This window comes from Microbacterium sp. LWS13-1.2 (assembly GCF_040144835.1).
GTDB lineage: Bacteria > Actinomycetota > Actinomycetes > Actinomycetales > Microbacteriaceae > Microbacterium.
In genome coordinates this window covers 43,803-68,412 of sequence record NZ_CP151632.1, presented here as the reverse complement: position 1 = coordinate 68,412, position 24,610 = coordinate 43,803, and the positions used below count along the sequence as shown (strand labels likewise).

Sequence of the window (24,610 nt, the reverse complement as noted above, 5' to 3'; positions counted from 1 at the left end):
ATGCCCTTAACGCGCAATGGCCACCCCATCAGGGGTGGCCATTGCGTGAATGGGTGTCCGGCGGTGTCCTACTCTCCCACAGGGTCCCCCCTGCAGTACCATCGGCGCTGAGAGGCTTAGCTTCCGGGTTCGGAATGTGACCGGGCGTTTCCCTCTCGCTATGGCCGCCGAAACTCTCTTGATGTTTCAGTCTTCACAACGTGAAAAGCAATGTTTTGTTGTGTTCCCGACCGTACATCGGGAACCACTCAGTGGACGCAAGCACCATGAACGGTGTGTTATCAAGTCATCGGCTTATTAGTACCAGTCAGCTGCACGCATTGCTGCGCTTCCACATCTGGCCTATCAACCCAGTAGTCTGGCTGGGAGCCTCTCACCCGAAGGTATGGAAGTCTCATCTTGAGGCCGGCTTCCCGCTTAGATGCTTTCAGCGGTTATCCATCCCGAACGTAGCTAACCAGCGGTGCACTTGGCAGTACAACTGGCACACCAGAGGTTCGTCCAACCCGGTCCTCTCGTACTAGGGTCAGATCCTCTCAAACTTCCTACGCGCGCAGCGGATAGGGACCGAACTGTCTCACGACGTTCTAAACCCAGCTCGCGTACCGCTTTAATGGGCGAACAGCCCAACCCTTGGGACCTACTCCAGCCCCAGGATGCGACGAGCCGACATCGAGGTGCCAAACCATGCCGTCGATATGGACTCTTGGGCAAGATCAGCCTGTTATCCCCGAGGTACCTTTTATCCGTTGAGCGACAGCGCTTCCACAAGCCACTGCCGGATCACTAGTCCCGACTTTCGTCCCTGCTCGACCTGTCAGTCTCACAGTCAAGCTCCCTTGTGCACTTACACTCGCCACCTGATTGCCAACCAGGTTGAGGGAACCTTTGGGCGCCTCCGTTACTTTTTGGGAGGCAACCGCCCCAGTTAAACTACCCACCAGGCACTGTCCCTGAACCGGATTACGGTTCGAAGTTAGATATCCAGAGTGACCAGAGTGGTATTTCAACAATGACTCCACGAATACTGGCGTATCCGCTTCACAGTCTCCCACCTATCCTACACAAGCCACACCGAACACCAATACCAAGCTGTAGTAAAGGTCACGGGGTCTTTCCGTCCTGCTGCGCGTAACGAGCATCTTTACTCGTAATGCAATTTCGCCGAGTTCGCGGTTGAGACAGTTGGGAAGTCGTTACGCCATTCGTGCAGGTCGGAACTTACCCGACAAGGAATTTCGCTACCTTAGGATGGTTATAGTTACCACCGCCGTTTACTGGGGCTTAAATTCTCAGCTTCGCCTTGCGGCTAACCGGTCCTCTTAACCTTCCAGCACCGGGCAGGCGTCAGTCCGTATACATCGTCTTGCGACTTGGCACGGACCTGTGTTTTTAGTAAACAGTCGCTACCCACTAGTCTCTGCGGCCACCACACCCTTTTTGAGGCAAGCTCATATAAGTGGATGGCCCCCCTTCTCCCGAAGTTACGGGGGCATTTTGCCGAGTTCCTTAACCACGATTCTCTCGATCTCCTTGGTATTCTCTACCTGACCACCTGAGTCGGTTTGGGGTACGGGCGGCTAGAACCTCGCGTCGATGCTTTTCTTGGCAGCATAGGATCACCCACTTTTCATCCGCATCGTGTCTCAGCCGTCATGAGTGGCGGATTTGCCTACCACTCGGCCTACGCACTTGCCCCGGGACAACCATCGCCCGGGATGGGCTACCTTCCTGCGTCACACCTGTTAATACGCTAACCGCACCAGAATGGGGTCGTGCGCTAGGCCCACAGCATCACCCCGAAGGGATCCGTCAATGGGATTCAGACACTTAGCACTACTGGGTTAGTTTGGGCGGTTCTTCGCCGGTACGGGAATATCAACCCGTTGTCCATCGACTACGCCTGTCGGCCTCGCCTTAGGTCCCGACTTACCCAGGGAAGATTAGCTTGACCCTGGAACCCTTGGTCTTTCGGAGGACGTGTTTCTCACACGTCTTTCGCTACTCATGCCTGCATTCTCACTCGTGTGGCGTCCACGGCTGGGTCACCCCGCCGCTTCACTCGCCACACGACGCTCTCCTACCCATCAACACGGCTGGACCACGAAGGCCTACCAATAATGTCAATGCCACAACTTCGGTGGCGTGCTTGAGCCCCGTTACATTGTCGGCGCGGAATCACTTGACCAGTGAGCTATTACGCACTCTTTCAAGGGTGGCTGCTTCTAAGCCAACCTCCTGGTTGTCTAAGCAACTCCACATCCTTTCCCACTTAGCACGCGCTTAGGGACCTTAGATGGTGGTCTGGGTTGTTTCCCTCTCGACTATGAAGCTTATCCCCCACAGTCTCACTGCTGCGCTCTCACTTACCGGCATTCGGAGTTTGGCTGACGTCAGTAACCTTGTAGGGCCCATCGGCCATCCAGTAGCTCTACCTCCGGCAAGAAACACGCAACGCTGCACCTAAATGCATTTCGGAGAGAACCAGCTATCACGAAGTTTGATTGGCCTTTCACCCCTATCCACAGCTCATCCCCTCAGTTTTCAACCTAAGTGGGTTCGGCCCTCCACGACGTCTTACCGTCGCTTCAGCCTGGCCATGGATAGATCACTTCGCTTCGGGTCTAGGACATGCGACTGAATCGCCCTATTCAGACTCGCTTTCGCTACGGCTACCCCACCCGGGTTAACCTCGCCACATATCGCTAACTCGCAGGCTCATTCTTCAAAAGGCACGCTGTCACCCCTACTAAGGAGGCTCCAACGGTTTGTAAGCAAACGGTTTCAGGTACTATTTCACTCCCCTCCCGGGGTACTTTTCACCTTTCCCTCACGGTACTTGTCCGCTATCGGTCATCTGGGAGTATTTAGGCTTATCAGGTGGTCCTGACAGATTCACACGGGATTTCTCGGGCCCCGTGATACTTGGGATACTCTCCACGTCAGAACACGCATTTCGACTACGGGGCTGGCACCCACTCTGGCCCGCCTTTCAAGACGGTTCGTCTATACGCTTCTGTCACGTCGACCACTCGGCAGAATGATCCGGAAAGTCCCACGACCCCTCACATGCAACTCCTGCCGGATATCACACACATAAGGTTTAGCCTGATCCGATTTCGCTCGCCACTACTCACGGAATCACTGTTGTTTTCTCTTCCTGTGGGTACTGAGATGTTTCACTTCCCCACGTTCCCTCTACCCGCCCTATATATTCAGGCGGGAGTCACCAGGTACGCACGCGCCCTGGCGGGGTTTCCCCATTCGGACACCCTCGGATCAAAACTTGCTTATCAGTTCCCCGAGGCTTATCGCAGATTGCTACGTCCTTCTTCGGCTCCAGATGCCAAGGCATCCACCGTTTGCTCTTAAAGACTTGAAATCACATGAGTTTCATCAAGAATCGAACCCAGACAATAAAGTCCAGGCTGAAATTGACTAATGATCTTTAAGATCATCAATATGAACCAGCCCGAAGGCCGATCCAAAAGATGCTCGCGTCCACTGTGTAGTTCTCAAAGTACGGGCGGTACCCCCCACCCACCAGCAACAGCCGGCAACCAGGAAGCCCAGAGAGTCAAACCCACCACCACAACCCTCCCCAAAAGGAAAGATCACAGCAGCAACGTCCGGTCCCTCAGGACCCAACAGCGTGCAGGCACCCCGCTCACCAACCCCCACCCTCCAACCACACCCCCGAAGAGACGCGGCGTACTAGTAGGAACCAGCTGCGCTGATGCCATGTCAAATGTTCCACCCTGAGCCCCAGCCACACACAGTCGGTGTGGTACTGGGTCCTGGAACCCCCCGAAGAGGATTCAGGTGCTCCTTAGAAAGGAGGTGATCCAGCCGCACCTTCCGGTACGGCTACCTTGTTACGACTTAGTCCTAATTACCGATCCCACCTTCGACGGCTCCCTCCACAAGGGTTGGGCCACCGGCTTCAGGTGTTACCGACTTTCATGACTTGACGGGCGGTGTGTACAAGACCCGGGAACGTATTCACCGCAGCGTTGCTGATCTGCGATTACTAGCGACTCCGACTTCATGAGGTCGAGTTGCAGACCTCAATCCGAACTGGGACCGGCTTTTTGGGATTCGCTCCACCTCACGGTATTGCAGCCCTTTGTACCGGCCATTGTAGCATGCGTGAAGCCCAAGACATAAGGGGCATGATGATTTGACGTCATCCCCACCTTCCTCCGAGTTGACCCCGGCAGTATCCCATGAGTTCCCACCATTACGTGCTGGCAACATAGAACGAGGGTTGCGCTCGTTGCGGGACTTAACCCAACATCTCACGACACGAGCTGACGACAACCATGCACCACCTGTTCACGAGTGTCCAAAGAGTCCCCTATTTCTAGGGTGTTCTCGTGTATGTCAAGCCTTGGTAAGGTTCTTCGCGTTGCATCGAATTAATCCGCATGCTCCGCCGCTTGTGCGGGTCCCCGTCAATTCCTTTGAGTTTTAGCCTTGCGGCCGTACTCCCCAGGCGGGGAACTTAATGCGTTAGCTGCGTCACGGAATCCGTGGAAAGGACCCCACAACTAGTTCCCAACGTTTACGGGGTGGACTACCAGGGTATCTAAGCCTGTTTGCTCCCCACCCTTTCGCTCCTCAGCGTCAGTTACGGCCCAGAGATCTGCCTTCGCCATCGGTGTTCCTCCTGATATCTGCGCATTCCACCGCTACACCAGGAATTCCAATCTCCCCTACCGCACTCTAGTCTGCCCGTACCCACTGCAGGCCCGAGGTTGAGCCTCGGGATTTCACAGCAGACGCGACAAACCGCCTACGAGCTCTTTACGCCCAATAATTCCGGATAACGCTTGCGCCCTACGTATTACCGCGGCTGCTGGCACGTAGTTAGCCGGCGCTTTTTCTGCAAGTACCGTCACTTTCGCTTCTTCCTTGCTAAAAGAGGTTTACAACCCGAAGGCCGTCGTCCCTCACGCGGCGTTGCTGCATCAGGCTTTCGCCCATTGTGCAATATTCCCCACTGCTGCCTCCCGTAGGAGTCTGGGCCGTGTCTCAGTCCCAGTGTGGCCGGTCACCCTCTCAGGCCGGCTACCCGTCGACGCCTTGGTGAGCCATTACCTCACCAACAAGCTGATAGGCCGCGAGCCCATCCCCAACCAAAAAATCTTTCCAACCACGAGCCATGCGGCTGCGGTTCGTATCCAGTATTAGACGCCGTTTCCAGCGCTTATCCCAGAGTCAGGGGCAGGTTGCTCACGTGTTACTCACCCGTTCGCCACTGATCCACCCCGCAAGCGGGGCTTCACCGTTCGACTTGCATGTGTTAAGCACGCCGCCAGCGTTCATCCTGAGCCAGGATCAAACTCTCCATAAAAAATGAATACTGCAAACCCACCCCGGAAAAAGGGACAAGAAGCAGCGAGTTCAACCATGACCAAAAACGAATATCAAACTGACATCCATGAATTGATCCAAAAAGGACCCCCACCAACCAAACAAATGGTCAGCGAGGATACAAAAATTGGCATTTGACAAGTGCACGCTGTTGAGTTCTCAAAGATCGGACGCACCAACGTTCCGGTCTCTCAACCTTCGCCGCTGGGCAACTTCACTATCTTATCTCGCCGAAGCGATCCCGTCAAATCGACCGGATCTCCTCGAACGAGGTTCCACACCTGTCCGCAAGCGGACGATCCGTGAAGCGGATCTTCAGGAGTGGAGGTCGTTCACTGCTTGAGGGGAGCCAGGCCTTCCGGCCTTCCGCTCTACCCTTTGGGGCGAACAACAAGAACATTACGCCGAACCGCCCCCGCCGTCGAATCCACTCCACATCCCGGGCGTGTCGTCGGTCTAGAGCCCCGTGATTCCGCGGTTCTCACTGTGAACACCCTTCGAGACCGTGCGCCGGCGCAGCACCTGGATCACGATGCACACGACCACCGTCGACGCACCCCACACCGCGCACGCCGGCGGAAGCACCCGGTACGCGAGATGCGCGGCGGTGAACTCGGCGTCGAGCGGACCGTGCACCGCGAGGCCCCACGCCCAGGCCACCGCGAGCACGACGGGCAGCGAGACCCACCACGCCCAGAGCACGGCATCGGCCAGAACGCGCGGAACGGATGCCGCGGCCGGTCGTCGGCCCAGCCACACCAGCATCCACACGCCGATGATCGCGAGACCGGCCACGCTCGACCCGTGCTGCAGCCACTTGTAGCCGGGCAGCGCTCCCCAGTCCGCCGCGAGCGCGGGGATCGCAATCGTGCCCCACCGGCCCTCGTGCGTGAACAGGTCCCACACGATGTGACTCACGACGCCGATGAGCAGCGAGACGACCAGCACCAGCATCCCGGTCCACGGCACACGCCGCCCGCCGGGCGGAGCGATCGCGAACGTCTCTCGCCACGCGGCGCCGGCGCCGGCATCCCACTCCCCCGGCAGCCGCGCGGCGAGCCATCGCGGCGACAGCTCACGCGCGGCGGGCCGCAGAACGCACCGCCAGGCGAGCAGCAGGACGAGCGCGAGAAGGACCGTCGCCGGCAGCCACCCGAACGCGTGCGTGCGGCCGTAGTGAAGCGGGAGTCCTCGGACGAACAGCGGCAGATCCGGCGCCATCGCGCCGATCGCGATCGCGGCGGGCACCAGCGGCGAGCGGAGGAACGGCAGCGCGACGACAGCGTGGCTCGGGGTGAACGGCATCCGTCACCCTGTCGCCGGCGTCGCGCTGCTCACCGCGCCGCGTCAGCCGACGAAGAGGCCCGCGAGCGTCTTCTTGCCGCGCCGGAGCACGGAGACTCCGCCGGGCAGCGCACCCGTCACCGTCGCGGCGTCGTCCTCGATCTTCACACCGTCCAGCGAGACCCCACCCTGCGCGATCGCCCGCCGACCCTCCGACAGGCTCGCGACCAGTCCCGTGTCGACGAGCGCCTGCAACACGGTGGCCCCTGCCGGCACGGCCGCGTTCGGCAGCTCCTCGAGCGCGTGGCGCAGCGTCGTCGCATCGAGCGCATCGAGGTCGCCCTGGCCGAAGAGCGCCTCGGATGCCGCGATCACCGCCGCCGCGGCATCCGTCCCGTGCACGAGGGTGGTGACCTCCAGCGCCAGGCGCTTCTGCGCGGCGCGACGGAACGGCTCCTCGGCGACGAGCCTCTCGTACTCCTCGATCTCGGCCCGCGTGAGGAACGTGAAGATCTTGAGGCGTTGCACCACGTCGGCGTCGTCGGTGTTGAGCCAGAACTGGTACATGCGGTACGGACTGCACATCGCGGCATCGAGCCAGATGGCGTTGCCCTCGCTCTTGCCGAACTTCGTGCCGTCGCTGTTGGTGATCAACGGGGTGCCGATGGCGTGCACCGATGCTCCCTCCACGCGGTGGATGAGGTCGGTGCCGCTGGTGAGATTGCCCCACTGATCGCTGCCGCCGGTCTGCAGGACGCACCCGAACTGGCGGTAGAGCTCCAGGTAGTCCATGCCCTGCAGGATCTGGTAGCTGAACTCGGTGTAGCTGATGCCCGCCTCGGAGTTCAGGCGCGCGGCGACCGCCTCCTTCTTGAGCATCGTGCCGACGCGGTAGTGCTTGCCGATATCGCGCAGGAAGTCGATGGCGCTCATGGGCGCCGTCCAGTCGAGGTTGTTGACGATGCGTGCGGCGTTATCACCCTCGAAGCTGAGGAATCGCTCGACCTGCGACTGCAGGTACCCGACCCACTCGTTCACGGTCTCCTTGGTGTTGAGCGTGCGCTCGGCCGAGGGGCGCGGGTCGCCGATGAGGCCGGTCGATCCGCCCACGAGGCCCAGCGGCCTGTGGCCCGCGAGCTGCAGGCGGCGCATCGTCAGAAGCTGCACGAGGTTGCCGAGGTGCAGACTCGGCGCAGTCGGGTCGAAGCCGCAGTAATACGTGATCGGGTCCCCGGCGAGAAGGGCGCGCAACGCCTCCTGATCGGTGGACACATGCACGAGTCCACGCCATACGATCTCGTCCCACACGTTCTCGAACGCCGGGTCGATCGCAGGCGCGGTCGCGCTCACGAGGGTTTCAGACACGCGAGCCAGGCTATCAGCGCAGATGCGGCGGCCCGTGCGTGGGCGGGATGAGTGCTGCCCAGGCGGCTACGTTGCGAAATCGCTATAGCTATCTAGCTGAAGTCGACATTGCTTTAGCCTAGAGGCTGGCTACATATAGCTTCGATGCTAAACTTGCCACTACTCAATCTCCTGGACTAAAGGAAAGCGATGTACGTCCTCACCGCCGATCAGCGCGCCAGCCGTGTCAACGCCGACGCCGTCCCGTCCGCTCTCGCCGTCGTCACGCGCCACGGGAGCGGAGGGCTCGCACTGCCGCCCGAGCGCACGGCCGGCGACGAGCTGCAGGTCGCCGTCGCCGACGCCTCGGCGGCTCTGTCGATCGTTCTCGAGCTGACGAGGGCCGGCGAATGGACCGTCGGCGTCGGTGTCGGTGCGGTCGAGTCGCCGCTCCCGCAGAGCGTCCGGGCGGCACGCGGGGAGGCCTTCATCAACGCGAGGGACGCTGTCGATCGCGCCAAGAAGACACCGACCCGGCTGGCCGTCACCGCACCCGCGGGCGGAGAGGACGCCGAAGCGCTCGTCCGCCTTCTCATCGAGCTGCGCGACCGCCGCACGCCGGAGGGCTGGGAGGTCTACGACCTGCTCGCCGACGGACTCACCCAGCGCGACGCCGCCGCACGCCTGGGCGTCTCGGAGGGCGCGATCAGCCTGCGCGCCAAGGCAGCGGCGCTGCGCGTCGAGGAGGCCGCCGTCCCCGCACTGGCACGCGTGCTCGCGCGCCTGGACGACGGGGCGCGCACCGTCTCGCCGCCCGAACGCGAGTGAGCGCGACGGCGACGACCGGCTTCGCGCGTACGGGATGCCGCACCCGGGCGCCGTCCGGGGCTCGTGCCAGACTGACGCCATGGTCCTCCCCGACGTCGTGCTGACCGCCGCGCTCTCGATCTTCCTGTTCGTCGCTCTGTGCGCAGCGCTCGTGCTGGTGGTCGTCAGCCTGCGCCGCCCGACCGACGTCCCGCTCATCGTCGCGGGCGTCCTCGTCGTGCTGTGCCTGCTGGCGGTGACGGTCTCGCCCGTCGACGTGCCGCTGCTCCTCGGGCTGGGCATCGCACTGCTCGGAACCACCCTGGCGGTCCTCGGCGGCAACCCCATCACGCGTCGCATTCTCGACGTCGCCAGCCACGGCCGCGTGGAAGAGGGCGACAACGGCGGCATCCTCTTGCGTGCCCCGTCCCTGCCGGGAGCGGTCGCCGGCGAAGGCGCCGTCCGCGAGGTGATGCGCGGCGGCACCACCATCGGCTACCTCGAACGCGTCGCGGTCACGCTCGGGATCATCGCCGGGTTCCCCGAGGCGATCGCTGTGGTGGTGGCGCTGAAGGGCATCGGCCGGTTCTCCGAGCTCGCCAGCGCCGAGGCACGGGAGCGGTTCATCATCGGAACCCTCGCGAGCCTGGTGTGGGCGTGCGTGGTCGGCGCGCTCGTCCGCCTCGCGATCTGGTGATCGCCGGCCGGACCCCGAGGCTTAGAGTCCGAGGGCGTGGGCGGTCGCCTGCACGCGCTGGATCAGCTCGGTCCGCTGCTCGGCCACTCTGACCGGAGCCGTTCCGCCGACGCCGGTGCGGCTCGCGACGGAGCCCTCGACGCTCAGCACCTCGCGCACCTCGGGCGCCAGGTGCGCCGACACCGACGCGAGCTGCTCGTCGGTGACCTCGTGCAACTCGATCCCGTTGTCCTCGCAGACGCGAACCAGATGGCCCGAGATCTCGTGCGCATCGCGGAAGGGCACGCCGCGCTTGACGAGCCACTCGGCGACATCGGTCGCGAGCGAGAAGCCCTGGGGGGCGAGCGCCGCCATGCGGTCGGTGTGGAACCGCATCGTCGCCACCATGCCGGCGAACGCCGGCAGGACGGTCTCGAGCGTGCGCACCGAGTCGAAGACCGGCTCCTTGTCCTCCTGCAGGTCGCGGTTGTACGCGAGCGGGAGCGCCTTGAGGGTCGCCAGCAGCCCGGTGAGGTTGCCGATGAGCCGGCCCGCCTTGCCGCGGGCGAGCTCGGCGATGTCGGGGTTCTTCTTCTGCGGCATGATGCTCGAACCCGTCGAATATCCGTCGTCGAGCGTCACGAAGCCGAACTCGCGCGTGTTCCAGAGGATGATCTCCTCCGCGAAGCGCGAGACGTCGATGCCGATCATCGCCGCGATGAACGCGAACTCGGCGACCACGTCACGCGACGACGTGCCGTCGAGCGAGTTCTCGGCGGGACGGTCGAGACCGAGCTCGCGCGCGACGAGTTGCGGATCCAGCCCGAGCGTCGAGCCGGCGAGCGCGCCGCCGCCGTACGGCGACACCGCGGCGCGGGCGGACCAGTCGCGCAGGCGCTCGAGGTCGCGCACCAGCGGCCAGGCGTGCGCCTGCAGATGATGGGCCAGCAGCACCGGCTGCGCGTGCTGCAGGTGGGTGCGACCGGGCATGACGGCGTCGGGGTGCGCTTCCGCCTGCGCGACGAGGGCGTCGACGAGACGCAGGATCTCGCGCGCGACCGTGCGCGAGTGGTCGAGCAGGTACATCCGCACGAGCGTCGCGATCTGATCGTTGCGGCTGCGGCCGGCGCGCAGCTTGCCGCCCAGCTCCGCGCCGACGACACCGATCAGCGCCTGCTCGAGTGCGCCGTGGACGTCTTCATCGGATGCCGCGGGCCGCAGTGTGCCCTCGGTCAGGCCCCGCGCGAGCACGTCGAGCCCGTCGTGCATGGCGAGCTCTTCGTCAGAGGTGAGGTAGCCGGCGGCGGCGAGTGCCTTGGCGTGCGCGTGCGAGCCGGCGATGTCGTAGAGCGCGAGGTCCCAGTCGAAATGCGTCGATCGGCTGAGCTCTGCCAGTTCCGGGGACGGTCCCGTGGCGAAGCGGGCTCCCCACAGTGCGCCTTCGTTGGTGCCGTCAGCCTTCGATTCACTCACTCGACAAGCCTATCCGCAGGGCTCGTGCGCCCTCGCTCGTCAGCCACGCCGCCGGATCGGCGGTCGCCCGGGACGGCGAAGCGCGAGGCGGCATCCAGCGCGGTCTCGAGCGGGCCGCGGCCGATGAGAAGCGCCCACGCGGTGCAGAGCACGACGGTGGCGATGGTGAGCGGCCAGAACGGCTGCAGCTCCCGGAACCCGGCGAGGTCGCCGACGCGGTCGAGGGTCGCGGTCGCGATCGCCGCCCACACGACCAGCTGCAGCGTGTACGCACTGAGCGGCATCGCGCCGACGGCGCGCAGCGGCAGCACCACCCACCGCAACACGGTGCGGCACAGGAGCAGGCACACGCCGAGCACGGCGAGGGCGAAGCCCCCGGACCCGACGACCTCGAGCAGACCCGTGGAATGCGGTCGCGCCGTCCAGAGCGCACCGAGGAACGAGGCCGCCTCCGCCTCGGGGCGTGCGCCGGTAGCGGCATCCGCCCCGTAGGCGGCCGCGGCGAGGAGTGCGCCGGCCACGACCAGCCACACCTGCACCCGCAGGCGGGTCACCCCGGACCGCGCGACGCCGAGTCCCGCGACGACGAACGCGATCCACGTCGTGAACGGATAGTGCCAGCCGAGGGCCGTCGACACCGCAGGCCCGGCGGGCGACGTCCACAGCGGCAGCGCGTCGAGAAGGACCTGCACGAAGGGCATGACGACGGCCAGCGCCCCCGCGAGCGGCAGCAGCACGCGGGCCGGCAGCGACGTCAGCGGGAGCGCGAGCAGGAACATCAGGGCGTACGCGGGGAGGATCACGTACACCGGCACGCCCGTGGCGATGAGCAGGATGCCGAGGACCCACAGCAGACCCGCCCGGACGGCGAGCCGCCCGCGCGCCGTAGTCATGCGTGCCGCGGGCAGCGGCACCCGTCCGCCTGTCATCAGGCCGATGGAGACGCCGGCGAGTGTCGCGAACAGGATCGACGACCGGCCCTCGACGACCGTGATCCAGGTGTCGGGCCGGGTCCAGTCGAAGGACCCGGTGATCCACAGCAGGTGCGCCGCGAACATGCCGAGCACCGCCAGCCCGCGCGCGAGATCGACCCCGCCGATGCGGCCGGGGCCGCTCAGCCGGATCCAGCGCGACGCGAGCCAGCCGTCCTCATGCACCACGGCGCGCTCCGTCTGGCTTCGCTCGCTCACCGACCGGGATCCCTGCGCGCCGACGCGGTCAGTCCTGGCGGAGGAGCCAGACGAGCAGGGCCTTCTGGGCATGGAGCCGGTTCTCGGCTTCGTCCCAGACCACGCTCTGCGGCCCGTCGATCACTTCGGCGTCGACCTCGTACCCGCGGTCGGCGGGAAGGCAGTGGATGAAGATCGCGTCGTCCTGCGCGAGAGCCATGAGCTCCTGGGTCACCTTGTACCCGCCCAGGTCGCGCAGCCGCTCGAGCTTCTCCTCCTCCTTGCCCATCGACACCCAGGTGTCGGTGACGATCACGTCGGCGCCGGCTGCCGCCTCGTTCGCGTCGGTGTAGAGGGTGACGGATCCGCCGGTCTCCGCCGCACGGCGGTCCGCGTCGGCGATCACGTCGTCACGCGGGGCGTACGTCTCGGGCGATGCGACGCGCACGTGCATGCCCGCCGTGACGCCGGCGAGCACGTAGGAGTGCGCCATGTTCGATTTGCCGTCACCGAAGAACGCCAGCGTGAGCCCCTTCAGCTCGCCCTTGTGCTCCTTGATCGTGAGCAGGTCGGCGAGCAGCTGGCAGGGGTGGAAGTCGTCGCTGAGCGCGTTGATGACCGGTACACGCGTGCCTTCGGCCATCTGCTCGAGGCCGGCCTGCGCGTAGGTGCGCCACACGATCGCGGCGACCTGGCGCTCGAGCACGCGGGCCGTGTCGGCCGGGGTCTCCTTGCCGCCGAGCTGGCTGTTGGCTGTCGAGATGATGAGGGGCGACCCGCCGAGGTCGGCGATGCCGACGGCGAACGACACGCGGGTGCGCGTGGAGGACTTGTCGAAGATGACGGCCACCGTCTGCGGTCCTTCGAGGGACTTGAGCTTCCAGCGGTCCTTCTTCAGCGCGACGGCGAGATCGAGGATCTCGTCCTGCTCGGCGTGGGTCAGGTCGTCGTCGCGCAGCAGGTGGCGGGTCATGCGGGAACCTCCGTCGGGGACTCGAGGACCAGGGCGTCCTCCACCGTGCGCAGCGATGCCGTGAAGAGCTCGACGAACTCGTCGATCTCGACGTCGCCGATCGTGAGCGCCGGGACGAGGCGGATGGTCTCGTCGTTCGGCGCGTTGATGACCAGCCCGTGCTCCTGCGCCGCAGCGACCAGCGCCTTGGCGACGGGATGCCGCAGCCCGACGCCGATCAGGAGCCCCGTGCCGCGGCATCCGTCGATCAGCGCGGAGTCGATGCCCTCGATCGCCTGCTGCAGCTGGGCGCCGCGCTCGGCGGCGTTGCGGACCAGGTCGGCGCGCTCGATCTCGCCCAGCACCGCCCCCGCGACGGCGGTGCCGAGCGCGTTGCCGCCGAAGGTCGAGCCGTGCGTGCCGGGATAGAACAGCTCGCTCGCGCTGCCGAAGGTGATGAGCGCGCCGATCGGGAAGCCGCCGCCGATGCCCTTGGCGACCGTGATCGCGTCAGGGGTGATGCCCTCGTGCTGGAAGGCGAACCACTCCCCCGTGCGGCCGGCGCCGGTCTGGATCTCGTCGATGATGAGCAGCGCCCCGTGCCGCTCGGTGATCTCGCGGGCCGCGGCGAGGTAGCCCTCCGGCAGCGGGAGCACGCCCGCCTCGCCCTTGACGGGCTCGACGAACAGCGCGGCGACGCGGTCGTCGATCGCCGCCTCGAGCGCCTCCACCGTCGAGTCGATGAACTCGACGCCCGGAGTCATCGGCAGGAAAGGCTCCTGCATGTACGGCTTGCCGGTGAGGGCGAGCGTTCCCATCGTCCGCCCGTGGAACGCGTCGTTCAGCGCGAGGATCCGCGGGCGCTCGGCGCCGCCGTGCAGGCGGGCGAGCTTGAACGCGGCCTCGTTCGCCTCGGCGCCCGAGTTGCCGAAGTACACCCGTCCGTCGTCGCCGGTGCCGGCGAGACGCTTCAGCGTCGCCGCGAGCGCGAGCTGCGGCGGCGTCGCGAAGTAGTTCGACACGTGGGCCAGCGTCGCCGCCTGTGTCGCGATCGCGTCGACGAACACCGGGTGCGCGTGGCCGAGCGAGTCCACCGCGATTCCGGCGAGGAAGTCGAGGTACCGCTTGCCGTCCGCGTCCCAGAGGTACGAGCCCTCACCGCGGACGAACATCTGCATGCGAGCGCCGAAGCTTCTCACGAGGTCGCGCCCCGCATCGTCCTGCCACGTCATCCGAGCACCACCTCTGTTCCGATTCCCTTGCTGGTGAAGATCTCCACGAGCACCGAATGCGGCACCCGTCCGTCGATGATGGCAGCGGTCTCCACGCCGCCCTCGACGGCCTCCAGGCACGCCGCCATCTTCGGGATCATGCCCGACTCGAGCGTCGGCAGCATCGCCCGAAGCTCCGTCGAGGTCAGGTGCGACACGAGCGAGTCGCGGTTGGGCCAGTCGGCGTAGAGCCCGGCCACGTCGGTGAGCACGACGAGCTTCGCGGCGCCCAGCGCGACGGCGAGGGCGGATGCCGCGGCATCCGCGTTGACGTTCAGCGAGTGCCCGGGGTGGTCGAGGTCGGGAGCGATGCTCGACACCACGGGGATGCGGCCCGCCGCGAGCTGGTCGAGGACGGGCTGCGGATCGACCTCGACGACATCTCCGACCCGGCCGAGGTCGTGCTCGACGCCCTCGATGACCACGCCGCGGCGGCGGCCGCCGAACAGGCCCGCGTCCTCACCGCTGAGCCCCGTGGCGACGGGGCCGTGCGCGTTGATCTTCGACACGAGCTGCGGATTGATCTGGCCGGTGAGCACCATCCGCACCACCGAGATCGCCTCGGTGGAGGTGACGCGGTAGCCGCCCTTGAACTCGCTCGGGATCGCCAGGCGATCGAGCATCGACGAGATCTGAGGGCCCCCGCCGTGCACCACGACCGGCTTCACCCCGACGTAGCGGAGGTAGGCGATGTCGGCGGCGAAGGCATCCTGCAGCTCCTCGCTCACCATCGCGTTGCCGCCGTACTTCACCACGACGATCTGGTCGCGGAACCGCCGGAGCCAGGGCAGCGACTCGATGAGGGTCACGGCGCGCGCGCTGGCTTCGCCGGGATCGGTCTCTTGCAGGTCAGTCATGAGGAGTAGGCGCTGTTCTCGTGGACGTAGTCGTGAGTGAGGTCGTTGGTGAGGATCGTCGCCTCCGCCGCCCCGACCTTCAGGTCGATGATGAGATCGGTCGCGCGGGGCGTCAGATCGACGTCCTCTCGCGGCGCGTCGGGGCCCCCATGCGAGCACACGCGGACGCCGTTCATCCACACGTCCACGTCGTAGGGGTCGAACTCGGCCTGCGTGGTGCCGATGGCGGCGAGCACGCGGCCCCAGTTCGGGTCGTTGCCGAAGATCGCTGCCTTGAACAGATTGTTGCGGGCGACCGAGCGGCCCACCTCGACGGCGTCCTGCTCGGAAGCGGCGTTGATGACCTGGATGGTGATGTCGTGGCTCGCACCCTCGGCGTCGCCCTGCAGCTGCTGCGCGAGGTCCTGGCAGACGTCGGCGAGCGCGGCGGCGAAGGCGTCCGGATCGGGCGTGACGCCCGACGCCCCGCTCACCATGAGGGTGACCTGGTCGTTGGTCGACATGCAGCCGTCGGAGTCCAGCCGGTCGAATGTGCGCCCGGTCGCCTGACGCAGCGCCGCGTCGGCCTGGGCGGCGTCGAGGACGGCGTCGGTCGTGATCACCACGAGCATGGTGGCGAGGCCGGGTGCCAGCATCCCGGCGCCCTTCGCCATGCCCCCGATCGACCAGCCGTCCTTCGTCACGGCGGAGCGCTTGGGCCGCGAGTCGGTGGTCATGATGGCGAGGGATGCCGCCTCGCCGCCGTCGACGGAGAGCTCGGCGATGCCCTGCTCGGTGCCGGTGAGCACCTTGCCGCGGAAGACCTCGTCGCCGGTGCCGATCAGTCCCGTCGAGCAGATCAGGATGTCGCCGGCACTCACGCCCAGCAGCTCCGCGGCCCTCTCGGCGGTCTGGTGCGTGGTCTGGAAGCCGAACGGACCGGTGAAGCAGTTCGCGCCACCGGAGTTGAGCACGACGGCCTCGACCACGCCGTCGCGGACCACCTCCTGCGACCACAGGATCGGGTTCGCCTTCGCGCGGTTGCTCGTGAAGACCGCGGCGCCGACCTTGAGCGGCCCACGGTTGACGACCACGGCCACGTCGGGCTTGCCGGTCGACTTGAGCCCGACGGCGACGCCCGCCGCTTCGAATCCCTGGGGCGCGGTGACGCTCACGGGGCAACTCCGTTCACGGTGAGCGCGGTGCCCTCGGTGAGGCCCAGCGCGATGTTCATGGACTGCACGGCGGCTCCGGCCGTGCCCTTGACGAGGTTGTCGACGGCCGTCACGACGACCACCCGGTTCGCAGCCCGGTCGATCGCCAGACCCATCAGCGCCGTGTTCGCGCCCAGCACGTCGGCCGTGCGCGGGAACTCCCCCGCCGGCAGCAGCTGCACGAACGTCTCGTCGCCGTAGGCGGCCTCCCACGCAGCGCGGATCTCGTCGTCGGTCGCACCGGGCGCGATGGGCGCCGTCGACGTGGCGAGGATGCCGCGCGACATGGGCACCAGAACGGGGGTGAACGAGATCCGGATGCCCTGGTCCGCGGCATCGGTCGTTGAGCGAGCGAAGCGAGACGAGACGTCGTCGGCATGCTCGGGGCGTTTCGTCTCTGCGTTTCGACTCGCAAGCTCGCTCAACGACCACGTTCCTCGCTCGCTCAACGACCGGGCGCTGCGCGCGGCGGCGAGGGCCTGGCGGATCTCGGGGATGTGCCGGTGCGTGCCGCCCACCGCGTACGGATTCGCCGTGCCGAGGACCTCGCTGGCCAGGAGGTTCGTCTTGAGGTTCCTGCCGGCGCCCGACGGTCCGACCGCGAGCACCGTCACGATGTCGGAAGGGTCGATGACTCCGGCCGCGACGCCCGGAGCGAGGCTCAGGCTCACGGTTGAGGCGTTGCAGCCCGGCGCGGCGATCCGGGTCGCACCGACGAGCCGGTCCCGCTGCTTCGAGCCGGCGACGGGGAGCTCGGGAACGCCGTACACCCACGGGTCGTGGAAGTCGCCGCCGTAGAAGCGATCCCAGTCGGCGACCGACTCGAGACGGTGGTCGGCGCCCGCATCGATCACCAGGGGCGTGTCGCCGAGCGCGTCGGTGTACTGCCCCGACTGCCCGTGCGGCAGCGCCAGGAACACGATGTCGTGCCCGGCGAGCACGTCCGGTGTGGTCTGCTCGAGGGTGAGGTGAGCGAGCGACCGCAGGTGCGGCTGGTGCTGGATGAGCGGCTGTCCCGCGTTGGAGTGCGCGGTCACGGTGCGGATCTCGACGTCGGGATGCGCGGCGAGGATCCGCAGGATCTCGCCGCCCGCATAGCCGGATGCGCCGGAAACGGCGACCGAATATGTCATGGATTCCACCTTAGAGTCTGGGGCTGCGGGCCGGAGACGGCGACGCCCGCTCGCAGACATCCCTGACGAGGACGGCGGTGCGGGGGTCGCCTAGAGTCGGCGCTCGCCCAGACGGCGTCGGCGCGCGGGAGCGACGCTCGGAAGGAGCGTCGGGAGTCCCTGGGTCGCCGAAGGCATGGGCCGACGATAGCCGCCCGGTCGCGGCATCCGCAAATCGAATGCGAGCGCGAGCGGCTCTCGCCGGGATCACACCAGGAGCTCGCGCAGCAGCCCGAGCTCCTCGTCGCGCGTGAGACCCGCGCGGCGCTCGCGGGCCAGGCCGCGCTCGCGTTCGTCCGCCAGCGTGCGCGCGAGCGTCTCGCGCAGAGGGCGCAGCCGGCCCCCCAGCAGCCGGTACGCGGTGTTCGAGCGGGTCCAGAAACCCGGCATGCCGGCGGGCAGCCACAGCGGCAGCGAGCGCGGACCCATCCAGTACGCCACCCCCTGCGCCTCGAGCCAGGCATCGTCCGCCGACACGACGGATCCTGTGTGCCCGGCCACCTCACGGGCGTCTGCGAGCAGCCGGTCGAGGCCGACGGGATCGCCCACCGCGTTCACGACGCCGGTCCACCGCTCTCGCCCGATCGCCTGCACGAACTCGGCGAGGTCGTCGACATCGATCACCTGTGCGCCGCGATCCGGCGTCTCCGGCGCGAGCACATCCTCGTTGCCGGCGAGTGCGAACCGCCCGACCCAGTAGCCGAACCGGTCGGTGGGGTCACCGGGGCCCACGATGAGGCCCGGGCGCACGATCGCCGCGCGGAAACCGAGCGACTCGCGGACGGATGCCTCGGCCCGCACTTTCGCGCGACCGTAGTCCTCGTCCGCGCCGGGGTCGCCGAGCGGGAGCAGTCCGGCCGATTCGTCGGCGCCGGGCTCGTCGTCCGCGGCGTAGACCGACACCGTCGAGATGTACGTCCAGTGCCGCGTCCGGTCGCTCAGCGCCTCGAGGGCGGATGCGACGTGCGCCGGGTTCGATGAGACATCGACGATCTCGTCCCAGTCCCGGCTCGCCACCGGGGCGTAGGCGTCGACTGCGTCCCGGTCGCCGACGACAAGGGCGGCGCCGTACGGTGCCTCCCGCCCGCCTCGAGCGAGGCAGGTGACGGCGGCGCCGGCATCCGTCCACCGCTCGGCGATGCGCCCGCTCAACCAGCCCGTCCCGCCCAGCACCAGCACGTCGGTCATGTCATTACCCAACCAGACGCGCTCGCGGGGTGGCCAGAGCCCCGGCCCCGTCGCCGGACCCCCGCAGCCCGTGCTCTCAGCGTCCGTCGGCGGGGAGCACGGCATACTCCACGGCGAACACGTCGCGCGCCCGACGCCAGGAGAGAAGCGCCAGTTCGTGGGATGCCGGCAGGTCGGCGAACAGCGGGATCCCGCCGCCCACCAGTACGGGAGCGATGTGCAGGAGGAGCAGGTCCACGAGGCCGGCGCGGAGGAACTGCTGCGCCGTGTGCGGGCTTCCCATGATCACCACCTCGGCGTCGCCCGCGACGGCCTTCGCCTGCACCAGGATGCTCGACGGCTCGCCCGAGACGTAGGTGAACAGCGTGCCGTTCCTGGCTTCGGGTGCCCGAGACTCGTGCGTCACCACGAACACCGGGCTCGAGAAGACGTCATCGTCGCCCCATGGCTCCTGGCCTGCGTCCCAGGTGCGGCGGCCGAAGATGATGGCGCCCGCGCTGCGGAATCGTTCGACCAGTTCCCTCGCGACGTCGTCGCCGCCCTGCGGTCCGGCATCGTCGAGCCACCGATGCAGCCGGGACAGGTCGTCCCCGGGTGCGGCCGCGTACCCATCGACCGAGACCGTGACGTACAGCACCGTCGAGCCCATGTCTGCCCCTCCTCCCACCGCGCCGGAGCTTCCGGCGTGAGAAGACTACGGCGCAAGTGGTCCAGTGGTATGGTCCACTGGAATGTCGCAGAACTGGACCACTTCGGATCTCTCGCTCGCGCTCGCCGTGGCAGCCGGCCCCCGGTGGGGAACACGGCTGCAAGCCGCGCTGCGGGACGCGGTCCGCGCCGGCGTCCTCCGCGAAGGAGACGCAGTGCCGTCGACGCGCGAGCTCGCGGAGCACTTCGGTGTCGCCCGCGGCACCATCGTCCGGGTCTACGAGCAGCTCGGCGCCGAGGGGTACCTGGTCTCGCGCGCGGGTGCGCGCACCCGCGTCTCGTCCGGCGCCGTTCCGGCGAGCCAGACGCCGCCGCCGCGCGCCGGCGTCGCACCGCCGCGCTGGGACCTGCGCCCCGGGGTTCCCGACCTGCGCAAGTTCCCCGCGGCCGACTGGGCATGGGCGCACGGCGAGGCGACGCGGCGGATCAGGTCGAGCGATCTCGACTATGCGGACGGCCGAGGTCACCCGCGGGCAAGGGCGGCGATCGCGGACCATCTGCGGCGCGTGCGCGCCGCCGCGACGGCCGCCGATCACGTGCTGCTGTGCCAGGGGTTCGCCCAGGCGCTCGCTCTGGTGCTGCCCGCCCTCGCGGCGCGCGGCGTGCGCGTGCTCGCGGTGGAGGATCCCGGAGACCGGAGCGTCGATGGCGTGGCTCGGGCCGCCGGCATCCAGCTCGCACCGATCCCGGTGGATGCGGACGGCGTCCGCGCCGACCTGCTGGTGGATGCCGGAGCTCACGCCGTGCTCGTCACTCCGGCGCACCAGTCGCCGACCGGCATCGTGCTGTCGGCAGCTCGCCGGCTCGAGCTCGTGGAGTGGGCAGCAGACACCGGGGCCTGGATCATCGAGGACGACTACGACTCCGAGTTCCGCTACGACCGCACGCCGGTCGGCGCGCTCCAGGGTCTCGCGCCCGATCGCGTGGTGCTCATCGGGTCGGCGAGCAAGACGCACGCCCCCGCGACCCGCGTGGGCTGGATCGCGGCACCAGGATCGCTCGTCGACGACCTCGCCGCGCGACGACTCGTCGCGGACCGCGGCGGCCCTGCGCTCGACGAGCTCGCCTTCGCCATGCTCATCGAGTCCGGCCGCCACGACAAGCACGTCCGCGCGATGCGGAGCGTCTATTCGGCTCGGCGCGCGGTGGTCCTCAGCGCTCTCGAACGCGCCGTCGCGACGGCCTCCTTGACCGGGCTCGCCGCCGGGTTCCACGGCATCCTCCGCCTGCCGCCGGGCGTCGACGAGCTCAGCGTCGTCGCCGAGGCGACCGACCGCTCGCTGCGCGTCACGGGTCTGGCGTCGTTCGCACGAGCGCGAAGCGATCTGCCGCCGGCGCTCGTCCTGGGGTTCGGGAACATCGACGACGAAGCCGTGCGGGAGGCCATCGCGCAGCTGGGCGAAGCCATCGAAGCGGCATCACGCGCTCGACCGGCTCGACCGGCTCGGCCGGGCGGCGGTTGAGGGACCGCTCCGCCGGCACGACGGATGCCGCCCCCGTCAGGAGGCGGCATCCATGGTGGACTCGTGCTCGCGCTACTCGCGCAGGGTCGCACCGAAGCGCTCGGTCGCCGCGGCGACGCCGGCCAGCTTCGCCTCGGTGGCCTCGGCGGCGGTGAGCGTCCGGTCGGGAGCGCGGAAGCGCAGCGCGAACGTCAGGCTCTTCGCGCCCTCGGGCACACCCTGTCCGCGGTAGTCGTCGACGAGCCGCAGCGACTCCAGCAGCTCGCCCGCCCCCTCGGCGAGCGCGGCCTGCACCTCGGCGGCCGGCACATCGGCGGGCAGCACGAGCGACACGTCCTGCGTCGCGGCCGGGAAACCTGACAGCGACGCGGCGACGACCTTCTCGCCCGCCAGCGACAGGACCAGATCGAGATCGAGCTCGGCGACGATCACGCGACCGGGCAGATCGGATGCCTCGGCCACCGCCGGCAGCAGTTCGCCGACGTAGCCCACCTCCACGCGATCCCCCGCGCTCGCCGAGGCGACCGACAGCACGCCCGTGCGGCCGGGATGCAGCGCGGCGCGCTCCGACTGTGCCACGTCGATCGTGACGCCCGCCGCCGCGGCGATGGTGCGGACGGCGTCCAGAGCATCGGCGAGCTCTGCCGCCACCGGCGCCACACCGGGCTGCTTGGCCACGAGGTTGCCCGTGAGCATCACGGCGATGTGCCGGTGCTGCGGCGGGATGGAGGCGTCGAGCTCGGTCAGCGTCGCGGCATCCGGGCGCACGGCCAGCGCGGGCACGTGCGACGTGCCGTACTGCACTCCGGGCTCGGGGAGGAAGACGACACCGGTCTCGAACAGCGACAGGTCGGTCAGTCCGCGCGCCACGTTGCGGTGCGCGACCTGGAGCAGTCCCGGCACGAGCGAGCGGCGCAGGAACGGCGACTGGCCGTCGAGCGGGTTCGCCAGCTTGACGCTCGGCAGGTGCTCGCCCGAGGGCGAGCCGTGCAGGTCGTTCTGCTCCTCGGTGGTGAATCCGAACGACGGCGTCTCGACGTACCCGGCGGCCGCGAGCGCGTTGGCGACCCGACTGCGGCCCTGCTGGGCGGGGGTGAGCCCGCGGCCCGACGGGGGCAGCGGCAGCACCGACGGGATGCGGTCGTAGCCCTCGATGCGGGCGACCTCCTCGGCGAGCGTCCACTTGTCCGTGAGGTCGGGGCGCCACGACGGCGGGATGACCTGCCAGCCGGCGGCGTCGTCCTCGGCCGGCACGACCTCGCAGCCGATCAGGCGGAGCGCCGCCTCGATCTGCCCAGGCGTGTAGTCGACCCCGATGAGGTGCTGCACGAACAGCGGCGGAAGCTCGATCCCGGGCATGAACACCTCGGCGAAGAGCGCGGCGCCGTACTCGTCGTCGCTCGTGCCGCCGGCGTACTCCTCCATCAGGTCGGCGACCCGGCGCGCGGCGACGAACGGCACGAGCGGGTCGACGCCGCGCTCGAAGCGGCGTGAGGCCTCGCTGGGCAGCTTGTGCCGGCGCGCCGTGCGCGCGATCGAGACGGTGTCGAACGTCGCGGCCTCGATGAGCACGTTGCGCGTCGCGTCGCTCATCTCGGTGGCGCCGCCGCCCATGACGCCCGCGAGACCGATCGGGCCGGACTCGTCCGTGATGAGCAGGTCTTCGACATCGAGCGTCCGGACCTTGCCGTCGAGCGTCTCGAGCTTCTCGCCCGCGGTGGCTCGGCGCACCGTGATCCCGCCCTGCAGCTTGTCGAGGTCATAGCCGTGGATGGGCTGGCCGAGCTCGAGCATCACGTAGTTCGTGATGTCGATCAGGATGCCGAGCGAACGGATGCCGGCGAGCGACAGGCGCGCGATCATCCACGCCGGCGTGGGCTTGGTGGGGTCGACGCCACGCACGACACGGGCGACGAACTCGGTCACGCCCGCACGGCCGCGGATGGGTGCGGCGTCGTCGGCGGTGACGGGGAAACCCTGGCCGGGTGCGATCTCGTCCCACGCGCGCTCGGCGGGGTCGCGGAATGCGGCACCGGTCGAGTGCGAGTACTCGCGGGCGACGCCCCGGATCGAGAGTGCGTACCCGCGGTCGGGAGTCACGTTGATCTCGACGGCGACGTCGTCGAGGCCCAGCAGCGAGATCGCGTCGGTGCCGACGGGCGCGTCGATGCCCAGCTCGACGAGCCGGAGGATTCCGTTGTGCTCCTCGCCGAGGCCGAGTTCGCGCGCGGAGGCGATCATGCCGTCCGACACGTGCCCATACGTCTTGCGCGCCGCGATCGGGAACGGTCCGGGAAGCACGGCGCCCGGAAGGGTGACGACGACCTTGTCGCCCGCGAAGAAGTTGCGGGCACCGCAGACGATGCCGTGCACCGCGTCGCCGCCGTCCGCGGCGGTCTCACCGTCGGGTGCGACGCGCACCTGGCACCAGCGGATCGTCTTGCCATTGGACTGCGGCTCCTCGACGAACTCGAGCACCTCGCCGACGACGATGGGGCCCTGCAGCTCGAAGCGGTGGACGTCCTCCTCCTCGAAGCCGACGCGCACGAGCGCCGCGAGGACGTCCTCGGGCGAAGCATCCGCCGGAACGTCGGCGTACTCACGCAACCATGAGAGCGGGACGCGCATCAGACCACCATTCCGAACTGCTCGCTGAAGCGGACATCGCCCTCGGCCATGTCGCGCATGTCCTGGACGTCGCTGCGGAACATGAGCGTGCGCTCGACGCCCATGCCGAACGCGAAGCCCGAGTACTCCTCGGGGTCGATCCCGGCCGCGCGCAGCACGTTGGGGTTGATCATGCCGCAGCCACCCCACTCGATCCACCGCGCGCCGCCCTTGAAGGTCGGGTGCCAGAGGTCCAGCTCGGCGGACGGCTCGGTGAAGGGGAAGAAGTTCGCTCGGAAGCGGGTCTTCGCCTCCGCGCCGAACAGCACCTTGGCGGCGTGGTCGAGCGTGCCGCGGAGGTGGGCCATCGTGATGCCCTTGTCGACGACGATGCCCTCGAACTGCGTGAAGACCGGCAGGTGCGTCGCGTCGAACTCGTCGGTGCGGTAGACCCGCCCCGGGCACAGCACGTACAGCGGCAGCTCGCGCTCGAGCATCGAGCGCACCTGGACGGGGCTGGTGTGCGTGCGCATCACGAGGTGCCGCTCGACCGGGTCGACGAAGAACGTGTCCTGCATCTGACGCGCCGGGTGGTCCACGTCGAAGTTCAGCGCGTCGAAGTTGAACCACTCGTGCTCGAGCTCGGGACCCTCTGCGATCTCCCAGCCCATGCCCACGAAGATGTCGGCGATCTGCTCCTGGAGGAGGGAGATCGGATGCCGCGAGCCGACGCGCGCGCGGGCCGCCAATGCGGTGATGTCCACGCGCTCCGCCTCGAGCTTCGCAGCGGTCTCCGCCGCGGCAAGCTCCTCCTCGCGCGCCGCGAACGCCTGGGTCACCCGGCCGCGAGCTTGACCGACGAGCTTGCCGAACTCGGCCTTCTTGTCGTTCGGCACCTCGCGCAGTCGCGCGTTGAGCTTCGCCAGCGGCGAGCCCTCGGCAGCGTGCGCGGAGCGGGCGGCCTTCAGCGCGGCCGTGTCGCCGGCCGCGGCGACGGCGTCGAGCGCCGCCTGAACGGCCGCCTCCACCGCCTCGGGCGTGATCTCGTGAGCATCAGACACGAGAACCGA

The 24,610-nt window shown here is 67.6% G+C and carries 16 protein-coding genes and 3 rRNA genes; 3 read left to right on the top strand and 16 right to left on the bottom strand.

Annotated elements, in window-relative coordinates:
* Nucleotides 1–55: 55 nt before the first annotated feature.
* The 5 genes from rrf to tyrS all read right to left on the bottom strand — a co-directional run bounded on the left by rrf (nucleotide 56) and on the right by tyrS (nucleotide 8,025).
* Nucleotides 56–172 (bottom strand): 5S ribosomal RNA (gene rrf, locus MRBLWS13_RS00320).
* A 105-nt stretch (nucleotides 173–277) separates the two neighbouring features.
* Nucleotides 278–3,382: ribosomal RNA gene (locus MRBLWS13_RS00315) — 23S ribosomal RNA — on the bottom strand.
* A 451-nt stretch (nucleotides 3,383–3,833) separates the two neighbouring features.
* Nucleotides 3,834–5,356: ribosomal RNA gene (locus tag MRBLWS13_RS00310) — 16S ribosomal RNA — on the bottom strand.
* Together the 16S, 23S and 5S rRNA genes form the textbook arrangement of a ribosomal RNA operon.
* Before the next feature lie 476 nt (nucleotides 5,357–5,832).
* Nucleotides 5,833–6,681, bottom strand: a complete 849-nt coding sequence (locus tag MRBLWS13_RS00305; RefSeq protein ID WP_349427105.1) for a DUF4184 family protein — start codon at nucleotides 6,679–6,681, stop codon at nucleotides 5,833–5,835.
* A 42-nt stretch (nucleotides 6,682–6,723) separates the two neighbouring features.
* Entirely contained in the window at nucleotides 6,724–8,025 is a 1,302-nt protein-coding gene (gene tyrS, locus MRBLWS13_RS00300) for a tyrosine--tRNA ligase (RefSeq protein WP_349427104.1), read from the bottom strand.
* Nucleotides 8,026–8,214: 189 nt separating this feature from the next.
* Here tyrS and MRBLWS13_RS00295 point away from each other — a divergent pair, with 189 nt between their 5' ends.
* Together MRBLWS13_RS00295 and MRBLWS13_RS00290 are read left to right on the top strand one after the other, a co-directional pair.
* Nucleotides 8,215–8,832 (top strand): DNA-binding protein, encoded by a 618-nt coding sequence (locus tag MRBLWS13_RS00295; protein ID WP_349427102.1) that lies wholly within the window; start codon nucleotides 8,215–8,217, stop codon nucleotides 8,830–8,832.
* Nucleotides 8,833–8,911: 79 nt separating this feature from the next.
* Nucleotides 8,912–9,508: a hypothetical protein gene (locus tag MRBLWS13_RS00290; RefSeq protein ID WP_349427101.1), complete on the top strand. Its 597-nt coding sequence runs from the start codon at nucleotides 8,912–8,914 to the stop codon at nucleotides 9,506–9,508.
* A 21-nt stretch (nucleotides 9,509–9,529) separates the two neighbouring features.
* On the opposite strand, the gene argH is transcribed toward MRBLWS13_RS00290, so the two are convergent.
* The 9 genes from argH to MRBLWS13_RS00245 all read right to left on the bottom strand — a co-directional run bounded on the left by argH (nucleotide 9,530) and on the right by MRBLWS13_RS00245 (nucleotide 19,411).
* Complete coding sequence (argH, locus tag MRBLWS13_RS00285) at nucleotides 9,530–10,960, bottom strand: argininosuccinate lyase (RefSeq protein WP_349427099.1); 1,431 nt, start codon at nucleotides 10,958–10,960, stop codon at nucleotides 9,530–9,532.
* Entirely contained in the window at nucleotides 10,957–12,150 is a 1,194-nt protein-coding gene (locus tag MRBLWS13_RS00280) for a heparan-alpha-glucosaminide N-acetyltransferase domain-containing protein (protein ID WP_349427098.1), read from the bottom strand. The genes argH and MRBLWS13_RS00280 overlap by 4 nt, the downstream gene beginning before the upstream one ends.
* Nucleotides 12,151–12,178: 28 nt before the next feature.
* A complete protein-coding gene (gene argF / locus MRBLWS13_RS00275) occupies nucleotides 12,179–13,102 on the bottom strand; it encodes an ornithine carbamoyltransferase (RefSeq protein WP_349427097.1) in 924 nt (307 codons plus the stop codon).
* Nucleotides 13,099–14,313, bottom strand: coding sequence for an acetylornithine transaminase (locus MRBLWS13_RS00270; RefSeq protein WP_349427096.1), 1,215 nt, complete (start codon nucleotides 14,311–14,313; stop codon nucleotides 13,099–13,101). Before MRBLWS13_RS00270 ends, argF begins: the two co-directional genes overlap by 4 nt.
* Entirely contained in the window at nucleotides 14,310–15,209 is a 900-nt protein-coding gene (gene argB, locus MRBLWS13_RS00265) for an acetylglutamate kinase (protein WP_349427095.1), read from the bottom strand. The genes MRBLWS13_RS00270 and argB overlap by 4 nt, the downstream gene beginning before the upstream one ends.
* Nucleotides 15,206–16,363: a bifunctional glutamate N-acetyltransferase/amino-acid acetyltransferase ArgJ gene (gene argJ / locus MRBLWS13_RS00260; protein WP_349427094.1), complete on the bottom strand. Its 1,158-nt coding sequence runs from the start codon at nucleotides 16,361–16,363 to the stop codon at nucleotides 15,206–15,208. The genes argB and argJ overlap by 4 nt, the downstream gene beginning before the upstream one ends.
* Nucleotides 16,360–17,535 carry an NAGSA dehydrogenase family protein gene (locus MRBLWS13_RS00255; protein ID WP_349427093.1) on the bottom strand — a complete coding sequence of 392 codons (1,176 nt, stop codon included), beginning with the start codon at nucleotides 17,533–17,535 and terminating at the stop codon, nucleotides 16,360–16,362. Before MRBLWS13_RS00255 ends, argJ begins: the two co-directional genes overlap by 4 nt.
* Nucleotides 17,536–17,781: 246 nt before the next feature.
* Nucleotides 17,782–18,762 (bottom strand): NAD-dependent epimerase/dehydratase family protein, encoded by a 981-nt coding sequence (locus MRBLWS13_RS00250; protein WP_349427092.1) that lies wholly within the window; start codon nucleotides 18,760–18,762, stop codon nucleotides 17,782–17,784.
* A 76-nt stretch (nucleotides 18,763–18,838) separates the two neighbouring features.
* Nucleotides 18,839–19,411: a dihydrofolate reductase family protein gene (locus MRBLWS13_RS00245; protein ID WP_349427091.1), complete on the bottom strand. Its 573-nt coding sequence runs from the start codon at nucleotides 19,409–19,411 to the stop codon at nucleotides 18,839–18,841.
* Nucleotides 19,412–19,493: 82 nt separating this feature from the next.
* Here MRBLWS13_RS00245 and MRBLWS13_RS00240 point away from each other — a divergent pair, with 82 nt between their 5' ends.
* A complete protein-coding gene (locus MRBLWS13_RS00240; RefSeq protein ID WP_349427090.1) occupies nucleotides 19,494–20,933 on the top strand; it encodes a PLP-dependent aminotransferase family protein in 1,440 nt (479 codons plus the stop codon).
* A 72-nt stretch (nucleotides 20,934–21,005) separates the two neighbouring features.
* Here the strand turns inward: MRBLWS13_RS00240 and pheT are convergent, their stop codons facing one another.
* Both pheT and pheS read right to left on the bottom strand, forming a co-directional pair.
* Entirely contained in the window at nucleotides 21,006–23,561 is a 2,556-nt protein-coding gene (gene pheT / locus MRBLWS13_RS00235) for a phenylalanine--tRNA ligase subunit beta (protein ID WP_349427089.1), read from the bottom strand.
* Complete coding sequence (gene pheS / locus MRBLWS13_RS00230) at nucleotides 23,561–24,601, bottom strand: phenylalanine--tRNA ligase subunit alpha (protein ID WP_349427088.1); 1,041 nt, start codon at nucleotides 24,599–24,601, stop codon at nucleotides 23,561–23,563. Before pheS ends, pheT begins: the two co-directional genes overlap by 1 nt.
* Between the last annotated feature and the right edge of the window lie 9 nt (nucleotides 24,602–24,610).

Excerpts from the sequence above, each read along its gene's own strand:
- MRBLWS13_RS00305 (WP_349427105.1), bottom strand. The coding sequence starts at position 6,681 with ATGCCGTTCACCCCGAGCCACGCTGTCGTCGCGCTGCCGTTCCTCCGC.
- MRBLWS13_RS00295 (WP_349427102.1), top strand. The coding sequence starts at position 8,215 with ATGTACGTCCTCACCGCCGATCAGCGCGCCAGCCGTGTCAACGCCGAC.
- MRBLWS13_RS00290 (WP_349427101.1), top strand. The coding sequence starts at position 8,912 with ATGGTCCTCCCCGACGTCGTGCTGACCGCCGCGCTCTCGATCTTCCTG.
- argF (WP_349427097.1), bottom strand. The coding sequence starts at position 13,102 with ATGACCCGCCACCTGCTGCGCGACGACGACCTGACCCACGCCGAGCAG.
- MRBLWS13_RS00270 (WP_349427096.1), bottom strand. The coding sequence starts at position 14,313 with ATGACGTGGCAGGACGATGCGGGGCGCGACCTCGTGAGAAGCTTCGGC.
- argB (WP_349427095.1), bottom strand. The coding sequence starts at position 15,209 with ATGACTGACCTGCAAGAGACCGATCCCGGCGAAGCCAGCGCGCGCGCC.
- MRBLWS13_RS00255 (WP_349427093.1), bottom strand. The coding sequence starts at position 17,535 with ATGACATATTCGGTCGCCGTTTCCGGCGCATCCGGCTATGCGGGCGGC.
- MRBLWS13_RS00250 (WP_349427092.1), bottom strand. The coding sequence starts at position 18,762 with ATGACCGACGTGCTGGTGCTGGGCGGGACGGGCTGGTTGAGCGGGCGC.
- MRBLWS13_RS00245 (WP_349427091.1), bottom strand. The coding sequence starts at position 19,411 with ATGGGCTCGACGGTGCTGTACGTCACGGTCTCGGTCGATGGGTACGCG.
- MRBLWS13_RS00240 (WP_349427090.1), top strand. The coding sequence starts at position 19,494 with ATGTCGCAGAACTGGACCACTTCGGATCTCTCGCTCGCGCTCGCCGTG.
- pheT (WP_349427089.1), bottom strand. The coding sequence starts at position 23,561 with ATGCGCGTCCCGCTCTCATGGTTGCGTGAGTACGCCGACGTTCCGGCG.